This is a genomic window from Ectopseudomonas guguanensis (assembly GCF_900104265.1).
GTDB lineage: Bacteria > Pseudomonadota > Gammaproteobacteria > Pseudomonadales > Pseudomonadaceae > Aquipseudomonas > Aquipseudomonas guguanensis.
Map to the genome: position 1 here is coordinate 40,002 of NZ_FNJJ01000005.1, position 20,150 is coordinate 60,151.

A 20,150-nucleotide genomic window follows, 5' to 3' on the forward strand; every position below is an offset into this window, starting at 1 on the left:
GTCACTGATCGGGGCGGTACCGCGATCTGTAGGAGCGGCTTCAGCCGCGAAGGTTGTGAGGCCCAGCCGCTATTTCACCAGCGCCTTCCACGCCTTGAGGCTGCTCACGATCTGCGTCTGAGTTGCGCGCAATTGGCGCTGCTCGTCGTCCAGTTCCTGCTGCGCCAGCTCATACAGCTTGTTCAGCTCGCCATACAGGCGGTCGACCTCGGGGACTTCCAGCAGGCCACGGGCCAGACGCAGCCAGACCAGCAGGCGCTCCAGGCGCGGCATCTGCTCGGCCAGGTCTTCCGGCTGCTGCTGGTAGCGGCGCAGTTGCACAGCAGCCCCTTCTTCGCCCAGCAGGGTCGGCAGCCAGTTACCCAGTGCGGCGTTGCCCTGACGATTGCCGCGATTGTTGCGCTCTGTCGTCCAGCTACGTAGCAGCAGCCAGTGCGACAGCTTCAGCGACAGCAGGCCCCAGCGGCAGCCATCCAGTTCCGCGGCGAATAGCGCAGGAGCGTTGCGGCGCATGCTGTCGTCGTGCTGGCCAGCCGCCAGGCGCGGGCGCCAATCGTCGAGCAGGGCATCGAGCGCTTCGCGCAGCTCACGCGAGCTGGCGCGCGGTGCGGCCTGGCCGAGGCTGGCGAGCAGGGCACGCAGGTCGATCAGTTGCTCCAGCCATTGCTGCAGCAGGCTCCAGTGGCCGTTGAAACGGTACTGCTCGGCCAGGCGCTGGCTGGCGCCGAGCAGATGCCAGGCCAGCGCCGCGAAAGCGTCGTCCAGGCTCATTTCGGCCCTCAGCTCGGGAGCCGGCAGGCTCAGGCTGTAGCTGCCGGCATCGAACAGACGATAGCCACGCTCGGCCTTGCTGATGTCGCAGGGCATCAGCGGCAGCTCGGCGGCCAGCTCGCAGGCCAGCTCCAGCAGGGCTGCGGGCTCGCCCTGGCGCAGTTCCAGCTCCAGCTCGCAGATTTCTTCCTCGCCTTCGCCAGCGATCACCTTGCCCAGGTCCAGCGCGGCCTCGATGACCACCTTGGCCTTGCCACGGCCCCAGGCGATCTCGGCCTTTTCGCGGACGAAATCGGTGGTGAACAGCGGCTGCAGGGTGTTTTTGTCCAGCTCGGCCAGGCTGGCCGGCCAGCAACTGTCGTCGAGCTTTTTCAGGTCGAGCTTGGCCTTGCTCAGGTACCAGTCCCACTCGTTGCGCTCGGACAGGCCGGCCACGCTCTGGCCGCGACTTTTCAGGGTCTGGATGAACTGTTCGCCATCGCGGCGCAGGCGCAGGGCGACCTTGGCACTGGCCAGGTCGCGGTCCGGGGTGTCGTAGTACTGGTTGAACAGCGGGGTGCGTTGCCAGCCGCTCTTGTTGCGCTTCTTCAGCAGCGGATGCTCGCGCAAAGCGGCCAGGGTGGCACGACTGGCGCGCAGTTTGATTTCGGTTTCTTTGACCATGGTGGAGAGCTAGATAGCCTTTTATGAAAATGTGACAGACCGATGACACGCGCTGGCGGATGGCGAAGCCGGTCCCTATACTTGCGGCCTTCTCAAAACGGGGGCTTACCCTATGCCTATCAATCCCTTTGTCAGCCTGTTCGGCCGTTCACCCATCGGCCCCATGCAACAGCATATCGCCAAGGCCCACGAGTGCGCGGCGAACCTGGTGCCCTTCTTCGAGGCCGTGATGGCCGAGGATTGGGCCAAGGTGGAACAGGTACAACAGGAGATGTCCCGCCTGGAGCACGAGGCCGACAAGCTGAAGAAAAGCGTGCGCCTGCACCTGCCCAAGAGCCTGTTCCTGCCGGTGCCGCGTTCGGACCTGCTGGAGCTGCTCAGTGTACAGGACAAAGTCGCCAACCGTGCCAAGGACATCGCCGGCCTGATGCTCGGCCGTCAGATGGCCATTCCGCAGGCGTTGCAGCCGCTGATGCGTACCTACGTGCAGCGCAGCGTGGACGCCAGCGCCCAGGCGCTAAAGGCGATGAACGAACTGGATGAGCTGCTCGAAACCGGTTTCGCCGGTCGCGAGGCCGTGCTGGTGGAAACCCTGATCGAGGAACTCGGTGTCATCGAGCACGACACCGACCGCCTGCAGATCGAGGTACGCCGCAACCTGTTCGCGCTGGAGAAGGACCTTCCCCCGGTCGATGTGATGTTCCTCTATCAGATCATCGACTGGATCGGCGACGTCGCCGACCGCGCCCAACGAGTGGGCAACCGACTGGAACAACTGCTGGCGCGCTAAGCGCCAGTGTCCTTTCTGGGATCTACGGAAAACTAATTTATGTCTCTGATTGCGGACTACGGGCTGGTTCTGCTCGTGCTTGCCTGCCTTTTCGGTTTTTTCATGGCCTGGGGTGTTGGTGCCAACGATGTGGCCAATGCCATGGGTACATCCGTTGGCTCGCGTGCGCTGACCATCAAGCAGGCGATCATCATCGCCATGGTCTTCGAATTCGCCGGCGCCTACCTGGCCGGCGGCGAAGTGACCGAAACCATCAAGAACGGCATCGTCGATGCCGATCTGATCAGCCCTAACCTCATGGTGCTGGGCATGATGTCGGCATTGCTGGCTGCCGGCACCTGGCTGCTGGTCGCCTCGACCCGCGGCTGGCCGGTCTCGACCACGCACACCATCGTCGGTGCGGTGATCGGTTTTGCCGCCGTCGGCGTGTCGATGGATGCGGTGCACTGGAGCGGCGTCGGTCCCATCGTAGCCAGCTGGGTGGTCACGCCAATGCTGGCCGGGATCATCTCCTTCTGCCTGTTCGTCAGCGTGCAGAAGCTGATCATCGACACCGACAATCCCTTCCTCAATGCCAAGCGCTACGTGCCGCTGTACATGTTCATCACCGGTTTCGTGATCTCGCTGATGACCATGACCAAGGGCCTCAAGCATGTCGGCCTGAACCTCTCCAGCACCGAAGGGTTCCTGCTTTCGATCGGCATCGGTGTGCTGGTGATGTTGCTCGGTATTGCCCTGCTCAGCCGCATTCACGTCGATGTCGAGGCCGACAAGGCCTTCCATTTCTCCAGCGTGGAGAAAGTGTTCGCCATCCTGATGATCTTCACTGCCTGCTCCATGGCCTTCGCCCACGGCTCCAACGACGTGGCCAACGCAGTCGGTCCGCTGGCCGCCATCGTCGGCGTGATCCAGAGCGGTGGTGAGCAGGCCGCTGGCGCCAAGTCGCTGGTGCCGGGCTGGATCCTGCTGCTCGGTGCGCTGGGTATCGTGGTCGGTCTGGCCACCTACGGCTACAAGGTGATCGCCACCATCGGCAAGGAAATCACCGAGCTGACTCCCAGCCGTGGTTTCGCTGCCGAGCTGGCCGCCGCCACCACCGTGGTCAGCGCCTCGGGCCTGGGCCTGCCGGTTTCCACCACCCATACTCTGGTCGGCGCCATTCTCGGCGTTGGCCTGGCACGTGGCATTGGTGCGCTGAACCTGGGCATGATCGGCAAGATCTTCCTGTCCTGGATCATTACCCTGCCGGCCGGCGCGATCCTGTCGATCATCTTCTTCTTCATCCTGCGCTCGCTGTTCGGCGGAGTCTGATTCGACTTCGGCGGTTTCACCGACAGGACGATGCCCCTATGATGGGGCATCGTTTTCTGGAGATCGCCGATGCCCCTGCCGTCCTTCCGAGAGCAGTTCGCCGCGCTGATCGCAGCGCCATCGGTGAGCTGCACCCAGCCCAATTGGGACCAGAGCAACGCGCCCGTCATCGAGCTGCTTGCCGCCTGGCTCGGTGATCTGGGCTTCACCTGCGAAACCCAGCAGATCACCCCGGGCAAGTTCAATCTTCTCGCCAGTTATGGCTCCGGCCCCGGCGGCCTGGTGCTGGCCGGGCACAGCGATACCGTGCCCTTCGATGCGGCCCTGTGGCAGACCGACCCGCTCAAGCTGAGCGAGGTGGGCGACCGCTGGGTGGGCCTGGGCAGCTGCGACATGAAAGGCTTCTTCGCCCTGGCCATCGAGGCCGTGCGGCCCTTGCTCGACCAGCCTTTCCAGCAACCCTTGCTGATTCTCGCCACCTGCGACGAGGAAAGCTCCATGGCCGGTGCCCGCGCCCTGGCCGAGGCCGGCAGGCCACTGGGCCGTGCGGCGGTGATCGGCGAACCGACCGGCCTCAAGCCCATCCGCCTGCACAAGGGCGTGATGATGGAGCGCATCGACATCCTCGGGCGCAGCGGCCACAGCTCCGACCCGGCGCTCGGGCATAGCGCGCTGGAGGCCATGCAGGACGTGATGGGCGAGCTGCGCGGCCTGCGTGCGCAGTGGCAGCGCGAATTCAACAACCCGCAATTCGGCGTGCCGCAACCGACGCTGAACCTCGGCTGCATCCATGGCGGCGACAACCCCAACCGCATCTGCGGGCAGTGCGCGCTGGAGTTCGACCTGCGCCCGCTGCCGGGCATGGACCCGGAACAGCTGCGCGCGGCGATTCGCGGCAAGCTGCAGCCGCTGGCGCTCAAGCATCAGGTGCGCATCGACTATGGCCCGCTGTTCCCCGAAGTGCCGCCGTTCGAGCAGCGCGCCGACGCCGAACTGGTGCGCCTGGCCGAGCGGCTGACCGGGCATGCGGCGCAGGCGGTGGCATTCGGCACCGAAGCGCCTTATCTTCAGCGCCTTGGCTGCGAGACCCTGGTGCTCGGCCCGGGTGACATCGACTGCGCGCATCAGCCGGGGGAACACCTGGAGCTGGCACGCATCGAACCTACCGTGGCGCTGCTGCGCCAACTGATCCAGCACTATTGCCTGACCCGGAGCGAAGACGTGCAGCGACGATGAGACCGACCTTCTGACCGAACACGACGGCCATGCCGTCCTACGTCTCTACGCTAATGGATTGCTCATGCAAGACTACGTTACCTGGCTACGCCACGCTTCGCCCTATATCAACGCCCACCGCGACTGCACCTTTGTGGTCATGTTGCCCGGTGAGGGCGTTGCCCATCCGAATTTCGCCAATATCGTCCACGATCTGGTGCTGCTGCACAGCCTCGGCGTGCGCCTGGTGCTGGTGCACGGCTCGCGCCCGCAGATCGAGGCGCGCCTGGCCGCCCGCGGTCTGACCCCGCACTTTCATCGCGACCTGCGCATCACCGACGCGCCGACCCTGGAGTGCGTGATCGATGCCGTCGGCCAGCTGCGCATTGCCATCGAGGCGCGCCTGTCGATGGACATGGCGGCGTCGCCGATGCAGGGCTCGCGCCTGCGCCTGACCAGCGGCAACTTCGTCACCGCACGGCCGATCGGTGTGCTCGATGGCGTCGACTACCACCACACCGGCGAGGTGCGGCGCATCGACCGCAAGGGCATCAATCGTCAGCTCGACGAGCGCAGCATCGTGCTCTTGTCGCCGCTGGGCTATTCGCCCACCGGGGAGATCTTCAACCTGGCCTGCGAGGACGTCGCCACCCGCGCCGCCATCGACCTGGGCGCGGACAAGTTGCTGCTGTTCGGCGCCGAGGACGGCCTGCTCGACGAGCACGGCCAACTGGTGCGCGAGCTGCGCCCGCAGCAGGTGCCGGCGCACCTGGCGCGCCTGGGCAGCAACTACCAGGGCGAGCTGCTCGATGCCGCGGCGCAGGCCTGCCGCGGTGGCGTCAAGCGCAGCCATATCGTTAGCTATGCCACCGATGGCGCGCTGCTCAGCGAGCTGTTCACCCGCACCGGCAACGGTACCCTGGTGGCCCAGGAGCAGTTCGAGTCCCTGCGCGAGGCCAGCATCGAGGACGTCGGCGGCCTGATCGAGCTGATCAGCCCGCTGGAAGAGCAGGGCATTCTGGTGCGTCGTTCGCGCGAGGTGCTGGAGCGTGAGATCGAGCAGTTCAGCATCGTCGAGCGCGAGGGGCTGATCATCGCCTGCGCGGCGCTCTATCCCATCGCCGACTCGGACTGCGGCGAGCTGGCCTGCCTGGCGGTCAACCCCGACTACCGCCACGGCGGTCGCGGTGACGAACTGCTCGCGCGTATCGAGGCCAGGGCGCGGGCGCAGGGCATCAAGACCCTGTTCGTGCTCACCACCCGTACCGCCCACTGGTTCCGCGAGCGCGGCTTCGAGCCGAGCAGCGTCGAGCGCATGCCGGCGGCGCGCGCCTCGCTGTACAACTACCAGCGCAACTCCAAGGTGTTCGAAAAGGCTCTGTAGGCTGCGCCGTGCGCACCGAGCCAGGACGAAAAGCCCGGATGGCATCCGGGCTATGGGCTGAGGAGGCGGATTATCCGCGAGCTTCGTGGCTGAAGCCGCTCCTACGCTGGAGCGATGCAGGAGGTCAAGGCCGAGCATGTAGCCCGGATGCAATCCGGAGAGCGAGCCAGAATACCCCCGGATTTCATCCGGGCTACATCTGTCGCGGCTGAAGCCCCTTCCACCATGCGTTCAGAATTCAGGCGCTGTGCTGCTGCAGGCGCAGCTGCTCGAAGCCGTCGTCCCAGCCGGCCTCCCAGGCGGCGGCGGGGATTTCCTCGGGGTAGGGCTGGCGATTCTTGGCCTGGCCGGTGAGGCCGGCCATATAGCCTTGCTGGTAGGCCTTGGTCAGGCTCTCCAGGCTCCATTGCGGCGTGGCGTCTTCGGCCATGGGCGCTGCTCGTCTATCGTCCTTTACCCGGCAATGCTAGCTTGCCGGGCGGCCCGGCATATGGCCGCCCATCCCGGGTTTTGCCCCGCTGGTTGGCTTTGTGATGAAGTCGACCTTTTTGGCCTGCCATCCCTGGCCGCTAGCCGTCGGGCCGACTACACCGCCAGCGCCAGGATGCTCGCCTGGTAGGCGGCGACGAAGGCATCGAAATCACCCCTGGGCTGGGCCTCCAGTTCTGCCTGCTCGGCCAGGGAGTCGTGAGCGGCCTGCTCGAAGGCCTGCTGCCGCTCGGCGTCGAGTGGCCGGGCGCGGAAGTATTCGGCGTGACGCAGGCTCTGCTGCAGGGCGAAGTCGGTGAAGCTCTGGCCCTGCCGGAGAATCGCCAGCACCTGCGCCGAGGGCGTCATTTCCACGTCGGCGACCTTGGCCTGTTGTTGCGCCAGGGCCTCGACATGCGCGCCGCTGCCCTGGCTGCGGTCGAGCAGCTCGGCCAGCGGCAGGATGCGTTCGAGCAGCTCGCCGGCCCAGACCTTGAGTTCCACCTGTTGGCTGCCCTTGCGCAGATGCAGGCCGGGACGACGGCCTTCCTTGACCACCTTGAGGAAGTTGCTGGTGCAAGCGCTGCACTCGCCGTTTTCCAGCAGCGGGCTATCTGCCAGGGCACAGAACAGCAGGAAGGCGTCGATGAAGCGCGCCTGCGCCTCGTCGATGCCCAGCGGCAGGAAGGGGTTGATGTCCAGGCAGCGCACTTCCACGTACTGCACGCCACGGCTCATCAGCGCCTGGATCGGCCGTTCGCCGCTGTAGGTGACGCGTTTCGGGCGGATGCTCGAGTAGTACTCGTTCTCGATCTGCAGGATGTTGGTATTGAGCTGCAGCCACTCGTCGCCGCGCTTGGTACCGGCCTCGACATAGGCCGGGTAGGGCGTGCCGACCGCCAGGCGCAGGCTATCGGTGTAGCTGGCCAGGTCGTTGTAGCAGGGGGTCAGGCCGGATTGCGCGCTGCTCTGGTAGCCCAGGTCGCTCATGCGCAGGCTGGTGGCGTACGGCAGGTACAGGGTGCTGGCGTCCAGCTCCTGCAACTGGTGCGGGCGGCCGCGCATGAAGCCCTTGTCCAGGGCCGGCGAGGCGCCGAACAGGTACATCAGCAGCCAGCTGTAGCGACGGAAATTGCGGATCAGCGCGATATAGCGCGCCGACTGATAGTCACGCGCACTCTGCTCGCTGCCTTCGCTGTGCTGTTGCAGCTGCCACAGCCTCTCGGGCAGGGAGAAGTTGTAATGGATGCCGGCGATGCACTGCATGGTCTTGCCGTAACGCAGCGCCAGGCCCTTGCGATACACGTACTTGAGGCGGCCAATATTGGAGTTGCCGTAGCGGGCGATGGGAATGGTCTCCTCGTCCGGCAGGGCGCAGGGCATCGACGGGCTCCACAGCAGTTCGCCATCGAGCTTGTCGTAGGCGAAGCGGTGGATGCTGTCCAGTTCGGCGAGGGTGGCGGCTGGATCATTGGCGGTGCCGGTGATGAACTCCAGCAGCGACTCGGAATAGTCGGTGGTGATCTGCGCATGGGTCAGCGCCGAGCCCAGGGCCTGCGGGTGCGGGGTCAGGGCCAGTTGGCCATCGCGGTCGACGCGCAGGCATTCGCGCTCGATGCCGTGCAGACACTCACCCAGCAGGGACAGGTTGGCCGGCTCGCCGAGCTGAGCCAGGCGGCGGGAGAGAAGATCGCTCAAGATGCAATTCCTAACTGGGCAGTCGCCACAATATGGGGATCGCCCCTGCACTCTGCAAGGGGCGAACGGTTTGCCAGATTAGACCAGACCGAGCGCGGGCGATTACACGCAGGCGAAGGTGCCTTGCGCCTTGGCGACCAGCTTGTCGCCCTGCAGCACTTCGGCTTCCACCACCTGTGTGCGGCGACCGGCGTGCAGCACCTTGGCGTGGCACAGCACGTTGCCCTCGGATACCGGGCGGATGTAGTTGATCTTGCACTCCAGGGTCACGCTGCTCGGGCCGCCATCGCCCAGGCTATGGCTGGCCTGACCCATGGCGGTGTCGATCAGCGAGAACAGCGCGCCGCCGTGCAGCTTGCCGTGCAGGTTGCGCAGCTCGTCGGTGAGAGTCAGGCGCACGCGCGCCTCGCCGCCGCCGACCTGGAGAATCTCCAGCCCGAGCAGGCGGGAGAAGGCGCTGCTCGCGCCCACCTCCTGTGCGCTGCTCATCGCTTGAGCTGTTTGGCGTTGGCGAATAGCGCGGCCATGCCGCCCGTGGCGGGAGCCGGCTTGTCCTGGCTGGAGTGGCGCTCGTTGCGTGGGGTATTGCCGCCACGGTTGCCGCCGCGCGCACCACCGCGTGCGCCCTCTACCTTCTCGCCCGGGGTATCGCCCATGCGCATGGACAGGGCGATGCGGTTACGCGGGATGTCCACTTCCATCACCTTGACCTTGACCACGTCGCCGGCCTTGACCGCCTCGTGCGGGTCCTTGATGAACTTCTCCGACAGCGCGCTGATGTGCACCAGGCCGTCCTGGTGCACGCCGATGTCGACGAAGGCGCCGAAGTTGGTGACGTTGGTCACCACGCCTTCGAGCACCATGCCCAGCTTGAGATCGTTCAGCGTTTCCACGCCTTCCTGGAACTCGGCGGTCTTGAACTCCGGGCGCGGGTCGCGGCCGGGCTTGTCCAGTTCCTTGAGGATGTCGCCGACGGTGACGAGGCCGAAGCGCTCGTCGGTGAACTTGGCTGGATCCAGTCGCTTGAGGAAGGCCGAGTCGCCGATCAGCGAGCGGATGTCGCGGCCGGTGTCCTGGGCGATGCGCTCGACCAGCGGGTAGGTTTCCGGGTGCACCGCCGAGGCGTCCAGCGGGTTGTCGCCGTTCATCACACGGAGGAAGCCGGCGGCCTGCTCGAAGGTCTTCTCGCCCAGGCGCGGCACCTTCTTCAGCTCGGCGCGCGAAGCGAAGGCGCCGTTGGCGTCGCGGTACTGCACGATGTTCTGCGCCAGGGTCGCGTTGAGGCCGGAAATGCGTGCCAGCAGGGCGGCGGAGGCGGTGTTCACATCGACGCCGACGGCGTTCACGCAATCCTCGACCACGGCGTCCAGGCTGCGCGCCAGCTTGAGCTGGGAGACGTCGTGCTGGTACTGGCCGACACCGATGGATTTCGGGTCGATCTTCACCAGCTCGGCCAGCGGGTCCTGCAGGCGGCGGGCGATGCTCACTGCGCCGCGCAGCGACACGTCTAGGTCGGGGAATTCGCGGGCGGCCAGTTCCGAGGCCGAGTACACCGAGGCGCCGGCTTCGGAGACCATCACCTTGGTCAGCTTGAGGCCCGGCACCTTCTTGATCAGCTCGGCGGCCAGCTTGTCGGTTTCGCGGCTGGCGGTGCCGTTGCCGATGGAGATCAGGTCGACGCCGTGCTTGGCGCACAGTTTGGCGAGGATCGCCAGGGTGCCGTCCCAGTCGTTGCGCGGGGCGTGCGGGTAGACGGTGGCGGTTTCCAGCACCTTGCCGGTGGCATCGACCACCGCCACCTTGCAGCCGGTGCGCAGGCCCGGGTCGAGCGCCAGGGTGGCGCGCGGGCCGGCCGGGGCGGCCAGCAGCAGGTCGTGCAGGTTGCGGGCGAACACCGCAATCGCCTCGTCCTCGGCCTTCTCGCGCAGCTCGCCGAGCAGGTCGGTTTCCAGGTGGTTGTACAGCTTGACCTTCCAGGTCCAGCGCACCACCTCGGCCAGCCACTTGTCGGCGGCGCGGCCCTGGTTCTGCAGGCCGAAGCGCTCGCCGATCATCATCTCGCAGGGGTGCAGGGTGCCCGGCAGTTCTTCGCCGACCTTGAGGCTGGCGCTGAGAATGCCTTCGTTGCGGCCGCGGAAGATCGCCAGCGCGCGGTGCGACGGCACGCCCTTGAGCGGCTCGTCGTGCTCGAAGTAGTCGCTGAACTTGGCGCCCTCGTTCTCCTTGCCCGGCACCAGGCGGGCGCTGAGGGTGGCGTTGTCCTTGAGGAAGCTGCGCAGCTTGTCCAGCAGGCTCGCATCCTCTGCAAAACGCTCCATGAGGATGTACTTGGCGCCTTCGAGCACGGCCTTGACATCGGCGAAGCCTTTCTCGGCGTCGATGAAGCGCTCGGCTTCCTGCTCCGGGGTCAGGCTCGGATCGTTGAACAGCGCATCGGCCAGCTCGCCGAGGCCTGCTTCCAGGGCGATCTGGCCCTTGGTGCGGCGCTTCTGCTTGTACGGCAGGTACAGGTCTTCGAGGCGCGTCTTGGTGTCGGCCAGGTCGATCTCGCGCTTGAGCTCGGGGGTCAGCTTGCCCTGCTCCTCGATGCTGGCGAGGATCGCCACGCGGCGCTCGTCCAGCTCGCGCAGGTAGCGCAGGCGCTCTTCCAGATGGCGCAGCTGGGTGTCGTCGAGGCTGCCGGTCACTTCCTTACGGTAACGGGCGATGAAGGGCACGGTGGAGCCTTCGTCGAGCAGGGCCACGGCGGCGGCGACCTGTTGCGGGCGCACGCCCAGCTCTTCGGCGATGCGGTTGTTGATGCTGTCCATAGATAAAGCTACCCACACTGGAACGACTAGGGTGGCCGCAGGGATGCAGGCCAGATACAAAAGCGGCGCATTATAAACACCGCGTTCAGGGGTGCTGGGAACCGTTCGGGGAAAAATCTGCTAACAATGGCTAAAGCGCCCACTCAAGCGCCTGAGCGATAATGCCGCCACTTGCCGTCCTTAGTACGGCTGTCCAAGGAGACGCCATGACCCAGACCGCTGCTACTGTCGCCGAAGGCGAGAAGATTCTCATCGTCGATGACGACGCCCGTCTGCGCCGCCTGCTCGAGCGCTTCTTCGACGAGCAGGGCTACCGGGTACGCGCGGTGGAGAACGTCGAGCAGATGGACCGTCTGCTGGCGCGCGAACTGTTCAATCTGGTGGTGCTGGACCTGATGCTGCCCGGCGAGGATGGCCTGTCCGCGTGCCGCCGCCTGCGCGAATCGAACAACCAGATCCCGATCATCATGCTCACCGCCAAGGGCGACGAGTCCAGCCGTATCCAGGGCCTGGAACTTGGCGCCGACGATTACCTGGCCAAGCCCTTCAACCCGCGCGAACTGCTGGCGCGGATCAAGGCCGTGCTGCGTCGCCAGGTGCCGGTGGTGCCGGGCGCACCCGGTACCGAGGACGAGAGCGTGAGCTTCGGCGAGTACGAGCTGTCGCTGGCCACCCGCGAGCTGAAGAAGGGTGATCAGGTGCACATGCTCACCACCGGCGAATTCGCCGTGCTCAAGGCCCTGGTGCAGCACGCTCGCGAGCCGCTGACCCGCGACAAGCTGATGAACCTGGCCCGCGGCCGCGAATGGGACGCCCTGGAGCGCTCCATCGACGTGCAGATCAGCCGCCTGCGCCGCCTGATCGAGCCGGACCCGTCCAAGCCGCGCTATATCCAGACCGTCTGGGGTGTGGGTTACGTGTTCGTTCCTGACGGCAACAAGTGACGCGTAGGAGCGAGCGCGGCTCGCGAATTGAAGTAACGTTTCCGCGAGCCGCGCTCGCTCCTACGGTTCTGTGCTGATGAAAGCCCCCTACTGGTTCCCGCAAAGCTTCTTCGCCCGCACCCTGTGGCTGGTGCTCATCGTCGTGCTGTTTTCCAAGGCACTGACGCTGGTGTACCTGATGATGAACGAGGACGTGCTGGTCGATCGCCAGTACAGCCATGGCGCGGCGCTGACCCTGCGTGCCTACTGGGCAGCGAACCCCGAGGACCGCGACCATATCGCCCAGGCCGCCGGGCTCAAGCGCATCCCGCGCGACAAGGTGCCGGCCAGCGAGCAGCACTGGCCCTACAGCGAAATCTTCCAGCGGCAGATGCAGACCGAACTTGGCCCCGACACCGAAACCCGGGTGCGCGCCACCACGCCGCCGGCGCTCTGGGTGCATGCGCCGAGCCTCGGCGATGGCTGGGTGCGGGTGCCGATGTACCCGCATCCGCTGCGTGGCCAGCGGATCTGGAGCGTGCTCGGCTGGTTCCTCGGCATCGGCCTGCTTTCCACCGCAGCGGCCTGGATCTTCGTGCGTCAGCTCAACGCACCGCTCAAGCGCCTGGTCTACGCCGCGCGCCAGCTTGGCCAGGGCCGTAGCGTGCGCCTGCCGGTGGGCGATACACCGAGCGAGATGACCGAGGTGTACCGCGCCTTCAACCAGATGGCCGAGGATGTCGAGCAGGCCGGCCGCGAGCGCGAGCTGATGCTGGCGGGGGTTTCCCACGACCTGCGCACGCCGCTGACGCGCCTGCGTCTGGCCCTGGAGTTCATGGACAACGATTCCGAGCTGACCGAGGACATGGTGCGCGACATCGAGGACATGGACGCCATCCTCGATCAGTTCCTCGCCTTCATCCGCGACGGCCGCGACGAGCCGGTGGAGGAGGCCGACTTCCCCGAACTGGTGCGCGAAACCCTGGCGCCCTACAACCAGGGCGGCGAGCGGGTGCGCCTGTGCCTGGAAGCGATTCCGCCATTCCCGCTGCGCCGCGTGTCGACCAAGCGCCTGCTCACCAACCTGGTGGAGAATGCGCTCAACCATGGCGGCGGCGACGCCGTCGAGGTGGTCGCCAGCCTGGCCGGTGATCACAGTGCGCCCTATGTGGTGCTGAGCGTGCTGGACCGCGGCAACGGCATCGATCCGGCCGAGCTGGACAGCATCTTCAACCCCTTCATCCGTGGCGACCGGGCCCGTGGCGGACGCGGTACCGGCCTCGGCCTTGCCATCGTCAAGCGCATCGCCGCGCTGCATGGTGGCAGCGTCGAATTGCGCAACCGCAGCGGCGGCGGTCTCGAGGCGCGGGTGCGTCTGCCGCTGGGGCTGCTGTTGCCGCGCGACGCGGTCTAGGCGGAGCGTCCCAAGACCGCGCCCTGGTGCTGGCAATCTGCTGCCAAGCACTTCGGCGCTGGGCTATGCTGTGCCAGCGCATCAACTCGAGGCCCGCATGCCCGCCGCCTTCCCCGACCGCTTGCCCAACTGGACCTGGTGGCTGCCGCTGCCGATATTCCACCTGGCAACCTGGATTTCCCTGGCGACCCGTCTGAACGACGGCGTGGCGCTGTGCTACCTGCCCCTGGTGCTCGGCCTGGCGCTGTGCCTGTGGTGGGGGCCTCGGGTGCTGCCGGCGCTCTACCTCAATGCCCTGTTCAGCGTGCCGTTATGGGGCCTGCCCTGGCAGTGGGCGCCGCTCTATGCCGTGCCGGAAACCGCCGCCGTGGCCCTGGGCTGGTGGTTGTTGCAGCGCCAGTCGTTCGATCCGGCACTGGGGCGCTTGCGCGATGTGCTGAGGTTTCTCGCCTTCGCCGTGCTGATGCCGGCCACCCTGGTAGCCCTCGGCCTGCAGAGCAATCTCTGGCTTACCGGCTTCCAGGGCGATGAGCAGTGGGCGCAGGCGAGCCTGGCGGTCTGGTTGAGCGACACCATCAACCTGCTGGCGCTGACGGCGCCCTTGCTGGCCCTCTGCACGCCGCTGCTGCATGCCCGCGGCTGGCTGCGCGAGCGGGGTCGGGTCAAGGCCTCGCCGCTGGCCATCAGCCGCTCGCCAGGTGACTGGCTGCTGGCCGCCGGCGTGCTGCTGGTGCTGATGACGCTCAGCGCCAGCCTGCCGGCCCAATTCGCCCTGCCGCTGCTGGGGCTGAGCATGCTGGTGCTGGCGTTGCGTCATGCCTTCGTGGGCGCCCTGTATGGCGTGCTGCTGGTGTACGCCGCCACCCTGCCATTGCCGCTCTGGCGTGACCGCTTGAGTTTTGCCGAAGTCGACCTGCAGCTTAATCAGCTGCATTTCGTCGTGCTGTTGCTGATGGGCGCGACACTGGTGGTGGGGCGTGCGCTCAGTGACCTGCGCCAGGCGCTGGCGCGTAGCGCGCAGATGCAGCAGCAACTGGCGCGCGCCAACCTGGCCATGGAGGCCACCCCGCTGGGCGTGACCATCGCCGACGCGCGCCAGGCCGACCTGCCGCTGGTCTACTGCAATGCGGCGTTCAGCCAGATAACCGGCTACCGCGCCGAGGAGGTGCTGGGGCGCAACTGCCGCTTCCTGCTCGGCGAGGATCGCGCCCAGCTCGAGCTGCAACCCCTGCGTGCGGCCCTGCGCGATGGCCGCAGTGGTCATGCCGTGGTGCGCAACTACCGCAAGGACGGCCAGCCGTTCTGGAACGAGGTGGTGCTGGCACCGATGCGCGACGATCAGGGCATCAGTCATTTCGTCGGCCTGCAGCAGGATGTCACGGCGCGCGTGGAGCTGGCGGCGCAGGTCGAGCAGCAGCGCTCGCAACTGCTGCGGCAGAACCACCTGTTCAGCCAGACCGAGGACATCGCCAACCTGGGCGGCTGGGTGTTCGAACTCGGCGATTCCAGCCTGTTCTGGAGCGACGGCTGCTACCGCATCGTCGAGCGTGACATCCATCTGGGGCCGCCCAGTTTCGAACAGGCGCTGCATTACTACGACGCGCCGAGTCAGGCGCTGATCATCGAGACCCTGCAGGCGGCGCTGGGCGAGCTCGACGAGTTCGACATCGAACTGCGGCTGGCGGCGCGCCTCGGCGGGCGTCTGGTGCGGGTGCGGGGCATGGCCGAGCGCGATGACGACGGCAGCCTGGTGCGCATCTATGGCGTGGTGCAGGACATCAGCGAGCGCCGGCGTACCGAGTCGCAGCTGCGCGAGCGTGACGAGCGCCTGCGCCTGTTTTTCGAGGCGCCGCTGATCGGCATGGCGCTGACCACCCAGAGCTTCGGCTGGGAAGAGGTCAACCAGAAACTGTGCAGCATCCTCGGGCGCAGCCGCGACGAGCTGTTGGCCAGCAGTTGGCAGCAGCTGTCGCACCCGGAGGACCTGGCGGCCGAGCAGGCCAGCGTGGAGCAGGTGCTGCTGGGCGACAGCGACGGTTTCGAGATGGACAAGCGCTTCCTGCGCGCCGACGGTCAGGTGGTGTTCACCCGCGTCAGCCTGCGTGCCGTGCGCGCTACTGCCGGGCGGCAGACCCTGTTCCTGCTGCTGGTCGAGGACATCAGCGCGCGGCACCAGGCCGAAGCGCGTTATCGGACCCTGGTCGAGCATGCGCCCGAGGCGATCCTGCTGTTCAACCCGGATGGCGGCATCGTCGAGTGCAACGAGAACGCCCTGCGCCTGTTCCGCTATCGCCGCGAAGAGCTGCTCGGCAAGACGATCCAGAGCATCAGCCCGTTGCGCCAGGGCGATGGTCGTCTGTCCTCGCGCGCCGGCAGGGAGCATTTGCAGCGGGCCATCGCCGGTGACACGCCGGTGTTCGAGTGGACCCACCGTGACAGCGCCGGGCGCCAGCTGCCCTGCGAGGTGCGCCTGGTACGCATGCCCGGCGAGGAGCTGCTGGTTCGCGCCAGCGTCACCGACATCTCCGAGCGCCAGCGTTACCAGCGCGAGATCGAGCGCCTGGCCTACAGCGACGAGCTGACCGGCCTGCCCAACCGGCGCCTGCTGCTCGACCGCCTGCAGCATGCCATGGACCGGGAGAATCGCGAGGGCAGCCTGGGCGCCCTGCTGTTCATCGATCTGGATCACTTCAAGACGGTCAACGACAGCCTCGGCCACCTGGTCGGCGATGCCCTGCTGGTCGAGGTGACCACCCGCCTGGCTGGCGAACTGCGCACCGAGGACACCCTGGCGCGCCTGGGGGGCGACGAGTTCGTGGTGCTGCTCGAGGCGCTCGGCAACGAGCCGCAGGCCGTTGCCGAACAAGCCGCCGCGGTGGGCGAGAAGTTGCTGCGCGGCCTGCAGGGCAGTTGCCTGATCGACGGTCACGAGCTGGCGATCAGCGCCAGTATCGGCATCGCCCTGCATCCGCTGGGCCTGCAGCACGCGGCGGACATTCTCAAGCAGGCCGACACGGCCATGTACCGGGCCAAGCATGCCGGGCGCAATGCCCTGCACTTCTTCGCCCCGGAGATGCAGGCGGCCATCGACCAGCGCCTGCAGCTGCAAAGCGAGCTGCGCCAGGCCATTGCCCGTCAGCAGCTGCAGCTGGTGTTCCAGCCGCAGCTGATGCTGGCCGAAGACTCGGTCGCCGGTGCCGAGGTGCTGCTGCGCTGGATACACCCCGAGCGTGGCGAGATCGCGCCGGATCAGTTCATCCCGCTGGCCGAGGAAACCGGGCTGATCCAGGATATCGGCCAGTGGGTGCTGGAGCAGGCCTGTGCGGCCCTGGCGCGCTGGCAGGCGCAATGGCCGCGCCTGGTGCTGGCGGTCAACCTCAGCCCGCGCGAACTGCGCCAGGCCGGCTGCGTGGAGCGCGTCGAGCGCTGCCTGCGCGATCACGGTGTGCCGGCGCAGGCGCTGGAGCTGGAGATCACCGAAGGCGTGCTGCTCGAGGACGTCGAGCGCTGCATCGGCCACATGCAACGGCTCAAGGTGCAGGGGGTGCGCTTCGCCATCGACGATTTCGGCACCGGCTACTCGTCGCTGACCTACCTCAAGCGCCTGCCGCTGGACCGCCTGAAGATCGACCGCAGTTTCGTCGCCGACCTGGACGGCGCGGCCAGTGGGCGCATGCTGGTGCAGACCATTCTGATGATTGCGCGCAATCTGGATCTGGAGTGCGTGGCCGAAGGCATCGAGCACGACAGCCAGCTGGCGCTGCTGCGCGAGCAGGGCTGCGCGCTGGGGCAGGGCTATCTGTTCGGCCGGCCGATGACCGAGACGGAGTTTCTCGCCTGGCTGCAGGCGCGCTCGCGCTGAGGCGAATCACCAGCTCAGGCGGTTGGCGCTGAGCCGCGCCTTTTGCCCGTAGGGCCAGGGATGGTTGAGGTCACCATGGCCGCTGGGCAGGTCGCCGTACAGCGGTACGCCCAGCGGTGCCAGGTATTCGCCGATGATCTGCTCCAGGCTGTGGTGCACGCCGCGCCGCGGGCAGTCGGTGAAGCTGCCCAGGCACACCGCCCGCGGCTTTCTCCCGGCGAAGCTGTGCAGCAGTTGCCAGAGACTGCGCTCCAGACGGTAGTAGGGCTCGCCAACGTCTTCCAGAATCAGGATCGAATCCTCGGCCAGACGCATTCCCGCGTCCGTGCCGCAGACGCTGGCCAGCGCCGTCAGGTTGCCGCCCTGCAGGGTGCCCTCGATGGCATGTTGCGGGCCGCTGATATGGCGCAGCGGCAGCTGCCGGTGCTGGCCCTCGAGCAGGCTCCACAGTGCCTGCATCGAAGCCAGGCGTTCGCGCTGGCCTCCTGGCGCTGACAGCACCTGATGGCCGAGCGCGGTGGCCACCGGGCCATGAATGGCGGGCAGACCGCGCCGGGCAAAGGCCTCCAGCAGAATCGACAGGTCGGAGAAGCCGATCAGCGGGCGCGGGCTGGCCTGGCTCAGCAAGGTCCAGTCGATATCCGCCACCAGTTGCGCGCAACCGTAGCCGCCGCGCAGGCACCAGACGGCGGCGATATCGGGCAGGGCGAAGGCCTGGTGCAGATCCTCCAGGCGCTGCTCCGGCGTGCCGGCCAGGTAACGATGGCGGGCGCGCACGTGGCGCCCCAGGTGGTAGCGCAGACCCAGTACATCGAGCTGCGCCAGGGTCGCTTCCAGTACGTCTTCGGCAATGGCGGCGGCGGGGGCGATCAGCGCCAGGCGGCCGGCGAAGGCTCGGCTCATCCGCGGCCCTTGGTGCGGGTCTGGCCGGGCTCGGCGTTCTTTTCCAGATGCTCGATGATCATCCCGGCGACGTCCTTGGCGGTGGTGGTCTCGATGCCTTCCAGGCCCGGCGAGGAGTTCACCTCCATCACCAGCGGGCCGTGGTTGGAGCGCAGGATGTCCACCCCGGCGACGTTCAGGCCCATGACCTTGGCCGCGCGCACCGCGGTCATGCGCTCTTCCGGGGTGATCTTGATCAGGCTGGCACTGCCGCCGCGGTGCAGGTTGGAGCGGAACTCGCCGGCCTTGGCCTGGCGCTTCATCGCCGCGATCACCTTGTCGCCGACCACGAAGCAGCGGATGTCGGCACCGCCGGCCTCCTGGATGTACTCCTGAACCATGATGTCCTGCTTGAGGCCGAGGAAGGCCTCGATCACCGACTCGGCGGCCTTGCTCGTTTCGGCCAGCACCACGCCCATGCCCTGGGTGCCTTCCAGCACCTTGATCACCAGCGGCGCGCCACCGACCATCTGGATCAGGTCGGGAATGTCGTCGGGGGAGTGGGCGAAACCGGTCACGGGCAGGCCGATGCCCTTGCGCGACAGCAGCTGCAGGGCGCGCAGCTTGTCGCGCGAGCGGCTGATGGCCACCGACTCGTTGAGCGGGTAGACGCCCATCATCTCGAACTGGCGCAACACCGCGCAGCCATAGAAGGTCACCGAGGCGCCGATGCGCGGGATCACCGCATCGAAGCCTTCCAGCGCCTGGCCGCGGTAATGAATCTGTGGCTTGTGGCTGGCGATGTTCATATAGGCGCGCAGGGTGTCGATCACCACCATTTCATGGCCGCGCTGCTGACCGGCCTCCACCAGACGGCGGGTGGAATACAGACGCGGGTTGCGCGACAGCACGGCGATCTTCATTGGGCACCTGGAACGGACGAGGAAAGTGAGGGTTTGTCCTGCACGTAGCTGAGTGCAGGATTGACCACCAGTTGGCCGGTGATCAGCGCCTTGGAGCCGAGTAGTACGCGATAACGCATGGTCTTGCGACAGGCCAGGGTGAATTCCACTGGCCACAGGCGATTGCCGAGGGCCAGATCGGTACGGATCACGTAGCGGCTCTGTGCCTGGCCGTTGGAACTCTTGATGCGTTTGACCGACACCAGCGGCGCCTCGCAACGATGGCGGCGCTGCACCTGGGTGCCGAGGTAGGCGGTGAAGCGCACCCAGTCCTCACCATCGCGCTGGAACGGCTGGATGTCGCTGGCGTGCAGGCTCGACGTGCTGGCGCCGGTGTCGATTTTGGCGCGCAGGCCGATGATGCCGAGCTCGGGCAGGTTGATCCACTCGCGCAGGCCGATCACGCTGAGCTGGTCGAAAGTCTTCAAGGTGAGAGTGTCCCCTGCGGCCTACACGGCCTATGATTCCGCGCATTCTAGTTGTGCCTTATGACAACTGCATCAGGCGCCCGTGCCGGATGCGAAATCCATCAGAGAGCCAGATGAGCGAAAAAGACGACGACAAGGTGCGCCTGGACAAATGGCTGTGGGCGGCGCGTTTCTACAAGACCCGCGCGCTGGCCAAGGCGGCCATCGAAGGGGGCAAGGTGCATCACCGCGGCGAGCGCTGCAAGCCGGGCAAGGAGCCCAAGGTCGGCGATGAGTACGTGCTGCGCACCGGCTTCGACGAGCGCACGGTGGTGGTGCTGGCGCTATCGGCGGTACGCCGCGGCGCCCCCGAGGCGCAGCTGCTGTATCGCGAAACCGACGAGAGCATCGCTCGCCGCCAGCAGGCCGCGGCCATGCGCAAGGCCGGCGCCCTGGGCGTGCAGACCGATGGCCGGCCAAGCAAGAAGCAGCGCCGGCAGATCCATCAGTTCAACGAACAGCAGGAGGGTGGCCTGCGCCACCCCTGGGCGGACGAGGACGAATAGCCTCGTATGTACGTAGGGTGCGCT

General features: G+C 66.7%; 16 protein-coding genes. 8 read left to right on the plus strand and 8 right to left on the minus strand.

Annotated elements, in window-relative coordinates; translation table 11 throughout:
• Positions 1 to 69: 69 nt before the first annotated feature.
• The gene (locus tag BLS61_RS08935) at positions 70 to 1,434 is read right to left on the minus strand and encodes a CYTH domain-containing protein (RefSeq protein WP_090429985.1); all 1,365 of its coding nucleotides are present in this window, start codon (positions 1,432 to 1,434) and stop codon (positions 70 to 72) included.
• A gap of 112 nt (positions 1,435 to 1,546) precedes the next feature.
• On the opposite strand from BLS61_RS08935, the gene BLS61_RS08940 reads away from it, so the two are divergent.
• The 4 genes from BLS61_RS08940 to argA all read left to right on the plus strand — a co-directional run bounded on the left by BLS61_RS08940 (position 1,547) and on the right by argA (position 6,134).
• Positions 1,547 to 2,224 carry a TIGR00153 family protein gene (locus tag BLS61_RS08940; RefSeq protein WP_090429987.1) on the plus strand — a complete coding sequence of 226 codons (678 nt, stop codon included), beginning with the start codon at positions 1,547 to 1,549 and terminating at the stop codon, positions 2,222 to 2,224.
• A 39-nt stretch (positions 2,225 to 2,263) separates the two neighbouring features.
• The gene (locus BLS61_RS08945; RefSeq protein WP_090429989.1) at positions 2,264 to 3,535 is read left to right on the plus strand and encodes an inorganic phosphate transporter; all 1,272 of its coding nucleotides are present in this window, start codon (positions 2,264 to 2,266) and stop codon (positions 3,533 to 3,535) included.
• A 69-nt stretch (positions 3,536 to 3,604) separates the two neighbouring features.
• The gene (gene argE / locus BLS61_RS08950; RefSeq protein ID WP_090429991.1) at positions 3,605 to 4,771 is read left to right on the plus strand and encodes an acetylornithine deacetylase; all 1,167 of its coding nucleotides are present in this window, start codon (positions 3,605 to 3,607) and stop codon (positions 4,769 to 4,771) included.
• Positions 4,772 to 4,835: 64 nt separating this feature from the next.
• Complete coding sequence (argA, locus tag BLS61_RS08955) at positions 4,836 to 6,134, plus strand: amino-acid N-acetyltransferase (RefSeq protein ID WP_090429993.1); 1,299 nt, start codon at positions 4,836 to 4,838, stop codon at positions 6,132 to 6,134.
• 238 nt (positions 6,135 to 6,372) lie between these two features.
• Here argA and rmf read toward each other — a convergent pair whose 3' ends face one another.
• The 4 genes from rmf to BLS61_RS08975 all read right to left on the minus strand — a co-directional run bounded on the left by rmf (position 6,373) and on the right by BLS61_RS08975 (position 11,110).
• The gene (gene rmf / locus BLS61_RS08960) at positions 6,373 to 6,564 is read right to left on the minus strand and encodes a ribosome modulation factor (protein WP_090429995.1); all 192 of its coding nucleotides are present in this window, start codon (positions 6,562 to 6,564) and stop codon (positions 6,373 to 6,375) included.
• 155 nt (positions 6,565 to 6,719) lie between these two features.
• Positions 6,720 to 8,300 carry a glutamate--cysteine ligase gene (gene gshA / locus BLS61_RS08965; RefSeq protein ID WP_090429997.1) on the minus strand — a complete coding sequence of 527 codons (1,581 nt, stop codon included), beginning with the start codon at positions 8,298 to 8,300 and terminating at the stop codon, positions 6,720 to 6,722.
• Positions 8,301 to 8,402: 102 nt separating this feature from the next.
• Positions 8,403 to 8,789 carry a PaaI family thioesterase gene (locus tag BLS61_RS08970; protein WP_090429999.1) on the minus strand — a complete coding sequence of 129 codons (387 nt, stop codon included), beginning with the start codon at positions 8,787 to 8,789 and terminating at the stop codon, positions 8,403 to 8,405.
• On the minus strand, positions 8,786 to 11,110 hold the full coding sequence (locus BLS61_RS08975; protein ID WP_090430001.1) for a Tex family protein: 2,325 nt from the start codon (positions 11,108 to 11,110) through the stop codon (positions 8,786 to 8,788). Before BLS61_RS08975 ends, BLS61_RS08970 begins: the two co-directional genes overlap by 4 nt.
• 206 nt (positions 11,111 to 11,316) lie before the next feature.
• On the opposite strand from BLS61_RS08975, the gene ompR reads away from it, so the two are divergent.
• The 3 genes from ompR (at position 11,317) to BLS61_RS08990 (ending at position 17,309) form a co-directional block, all read left to right on the plus strand.
• Complete coding sequence (gene ompR / locus BLS61_RS08980) at positions 11,317 to 12,054, plus strand: osmolarity response regulator transcription factor OmpR (RefSeq protein WP_004373226.1); 738 nt, start codon at positions 11,317 to 11,319, stop codon at positions 12,052 to 12,054.
• A gap of 76 nt (positions 12,055 to 12,130) precedes the next feature.
• Entirely contained in the window at positions 12,131 to 13,447 is a 1,317-nt protein-coding gene (locus tag BLS61_RS08985) for an ATP-binding protein (RefSeq protein WP_090430003.1), read from the plus strand.
• Between the two features lie 97 nt (positions 13,448 to 13,544).
• On the plus strand, positions 13,545 to 17,309 hold the full coding sequence (locus BLS61_RS08990) for a bifunctional diguanylate cyclase/phosphodiesterase (protein ID WP_090430005.1): 3,765 nt from the start codon (positions 13,545 to 13,547) through the stop codon (positions 17,307 to 17,309).
• A 6-nt stretch (positions 17,310 to 17,315) separates the two neighbouring features.
• On the opposite strand, the gene BLS61_RS08995 is transcribed toward BLS61_RS08990, so the two are convergent.
• Genes BLS61_RS08995 through rimB form a run of 3 tightly spaced genes read right to left on the minus strand, consistent with a single transcriptional unit; the run spans position 17,316 to position 19,581 of the window.
• Entirely contained in the window at positions 17,316 to 18,212 is an 897-nt protein-coding gene (locus BLS61_RS08995) for a S66 peptidase family protein (protein WP_090430006.1), read from the minus strand.
• Positions 18,209 to 19,114 (minus strand): 30S ribosomal protein S6--L-glutamate ligase, encoded by a 906-nt coding sequence (rimK, locus tag BLS61_RS09000; protein WP_090430008.1) that lies wholly within the window; start codon positions 19,112 to 19,114, stop codon positions 18,209 to 18,211. The genes BLS61_RS08995 and rimK overlap by 4 nt, the downstream gene beginning before the upstream one ends.
• The gene (gene rimB, locus BLS61_RS09005) at positions 19,111 to 19,581 is read right to left on the minus strand and encodes a retropepsin-like aspartic endopeptidase RimB (protein WP_090430010.1); all 471 of its coding nucleotides are present in this window, start codon (positions 19,579 to 19,581) and stop codon (positions 19,111 to 19,113) included. The genes rimK and rimB overlap by 4 nt, the downstream gene beginning before the upstream one ends.
• Positions 19,582 to 19,694: 113 nt before the next feature.
• On the opposite strand from rimB, the gene BLS61_RS09010 reads away from it, so the two are divergent.
• Positions 19,695 to 20,126 (plus strand): RNA-binding S4 domain-containing protein, encoded by a 432-nt coding sequence (locus tag BLS61_RS09010; protein WP_090430012.1) that lies wholly within the window; start codon positions 19,695 to 19,697, stop codon positions 20,124 to 20,126.
• Positions 20,127 to 20,150 lie beyond the last annotated feature (24 nt).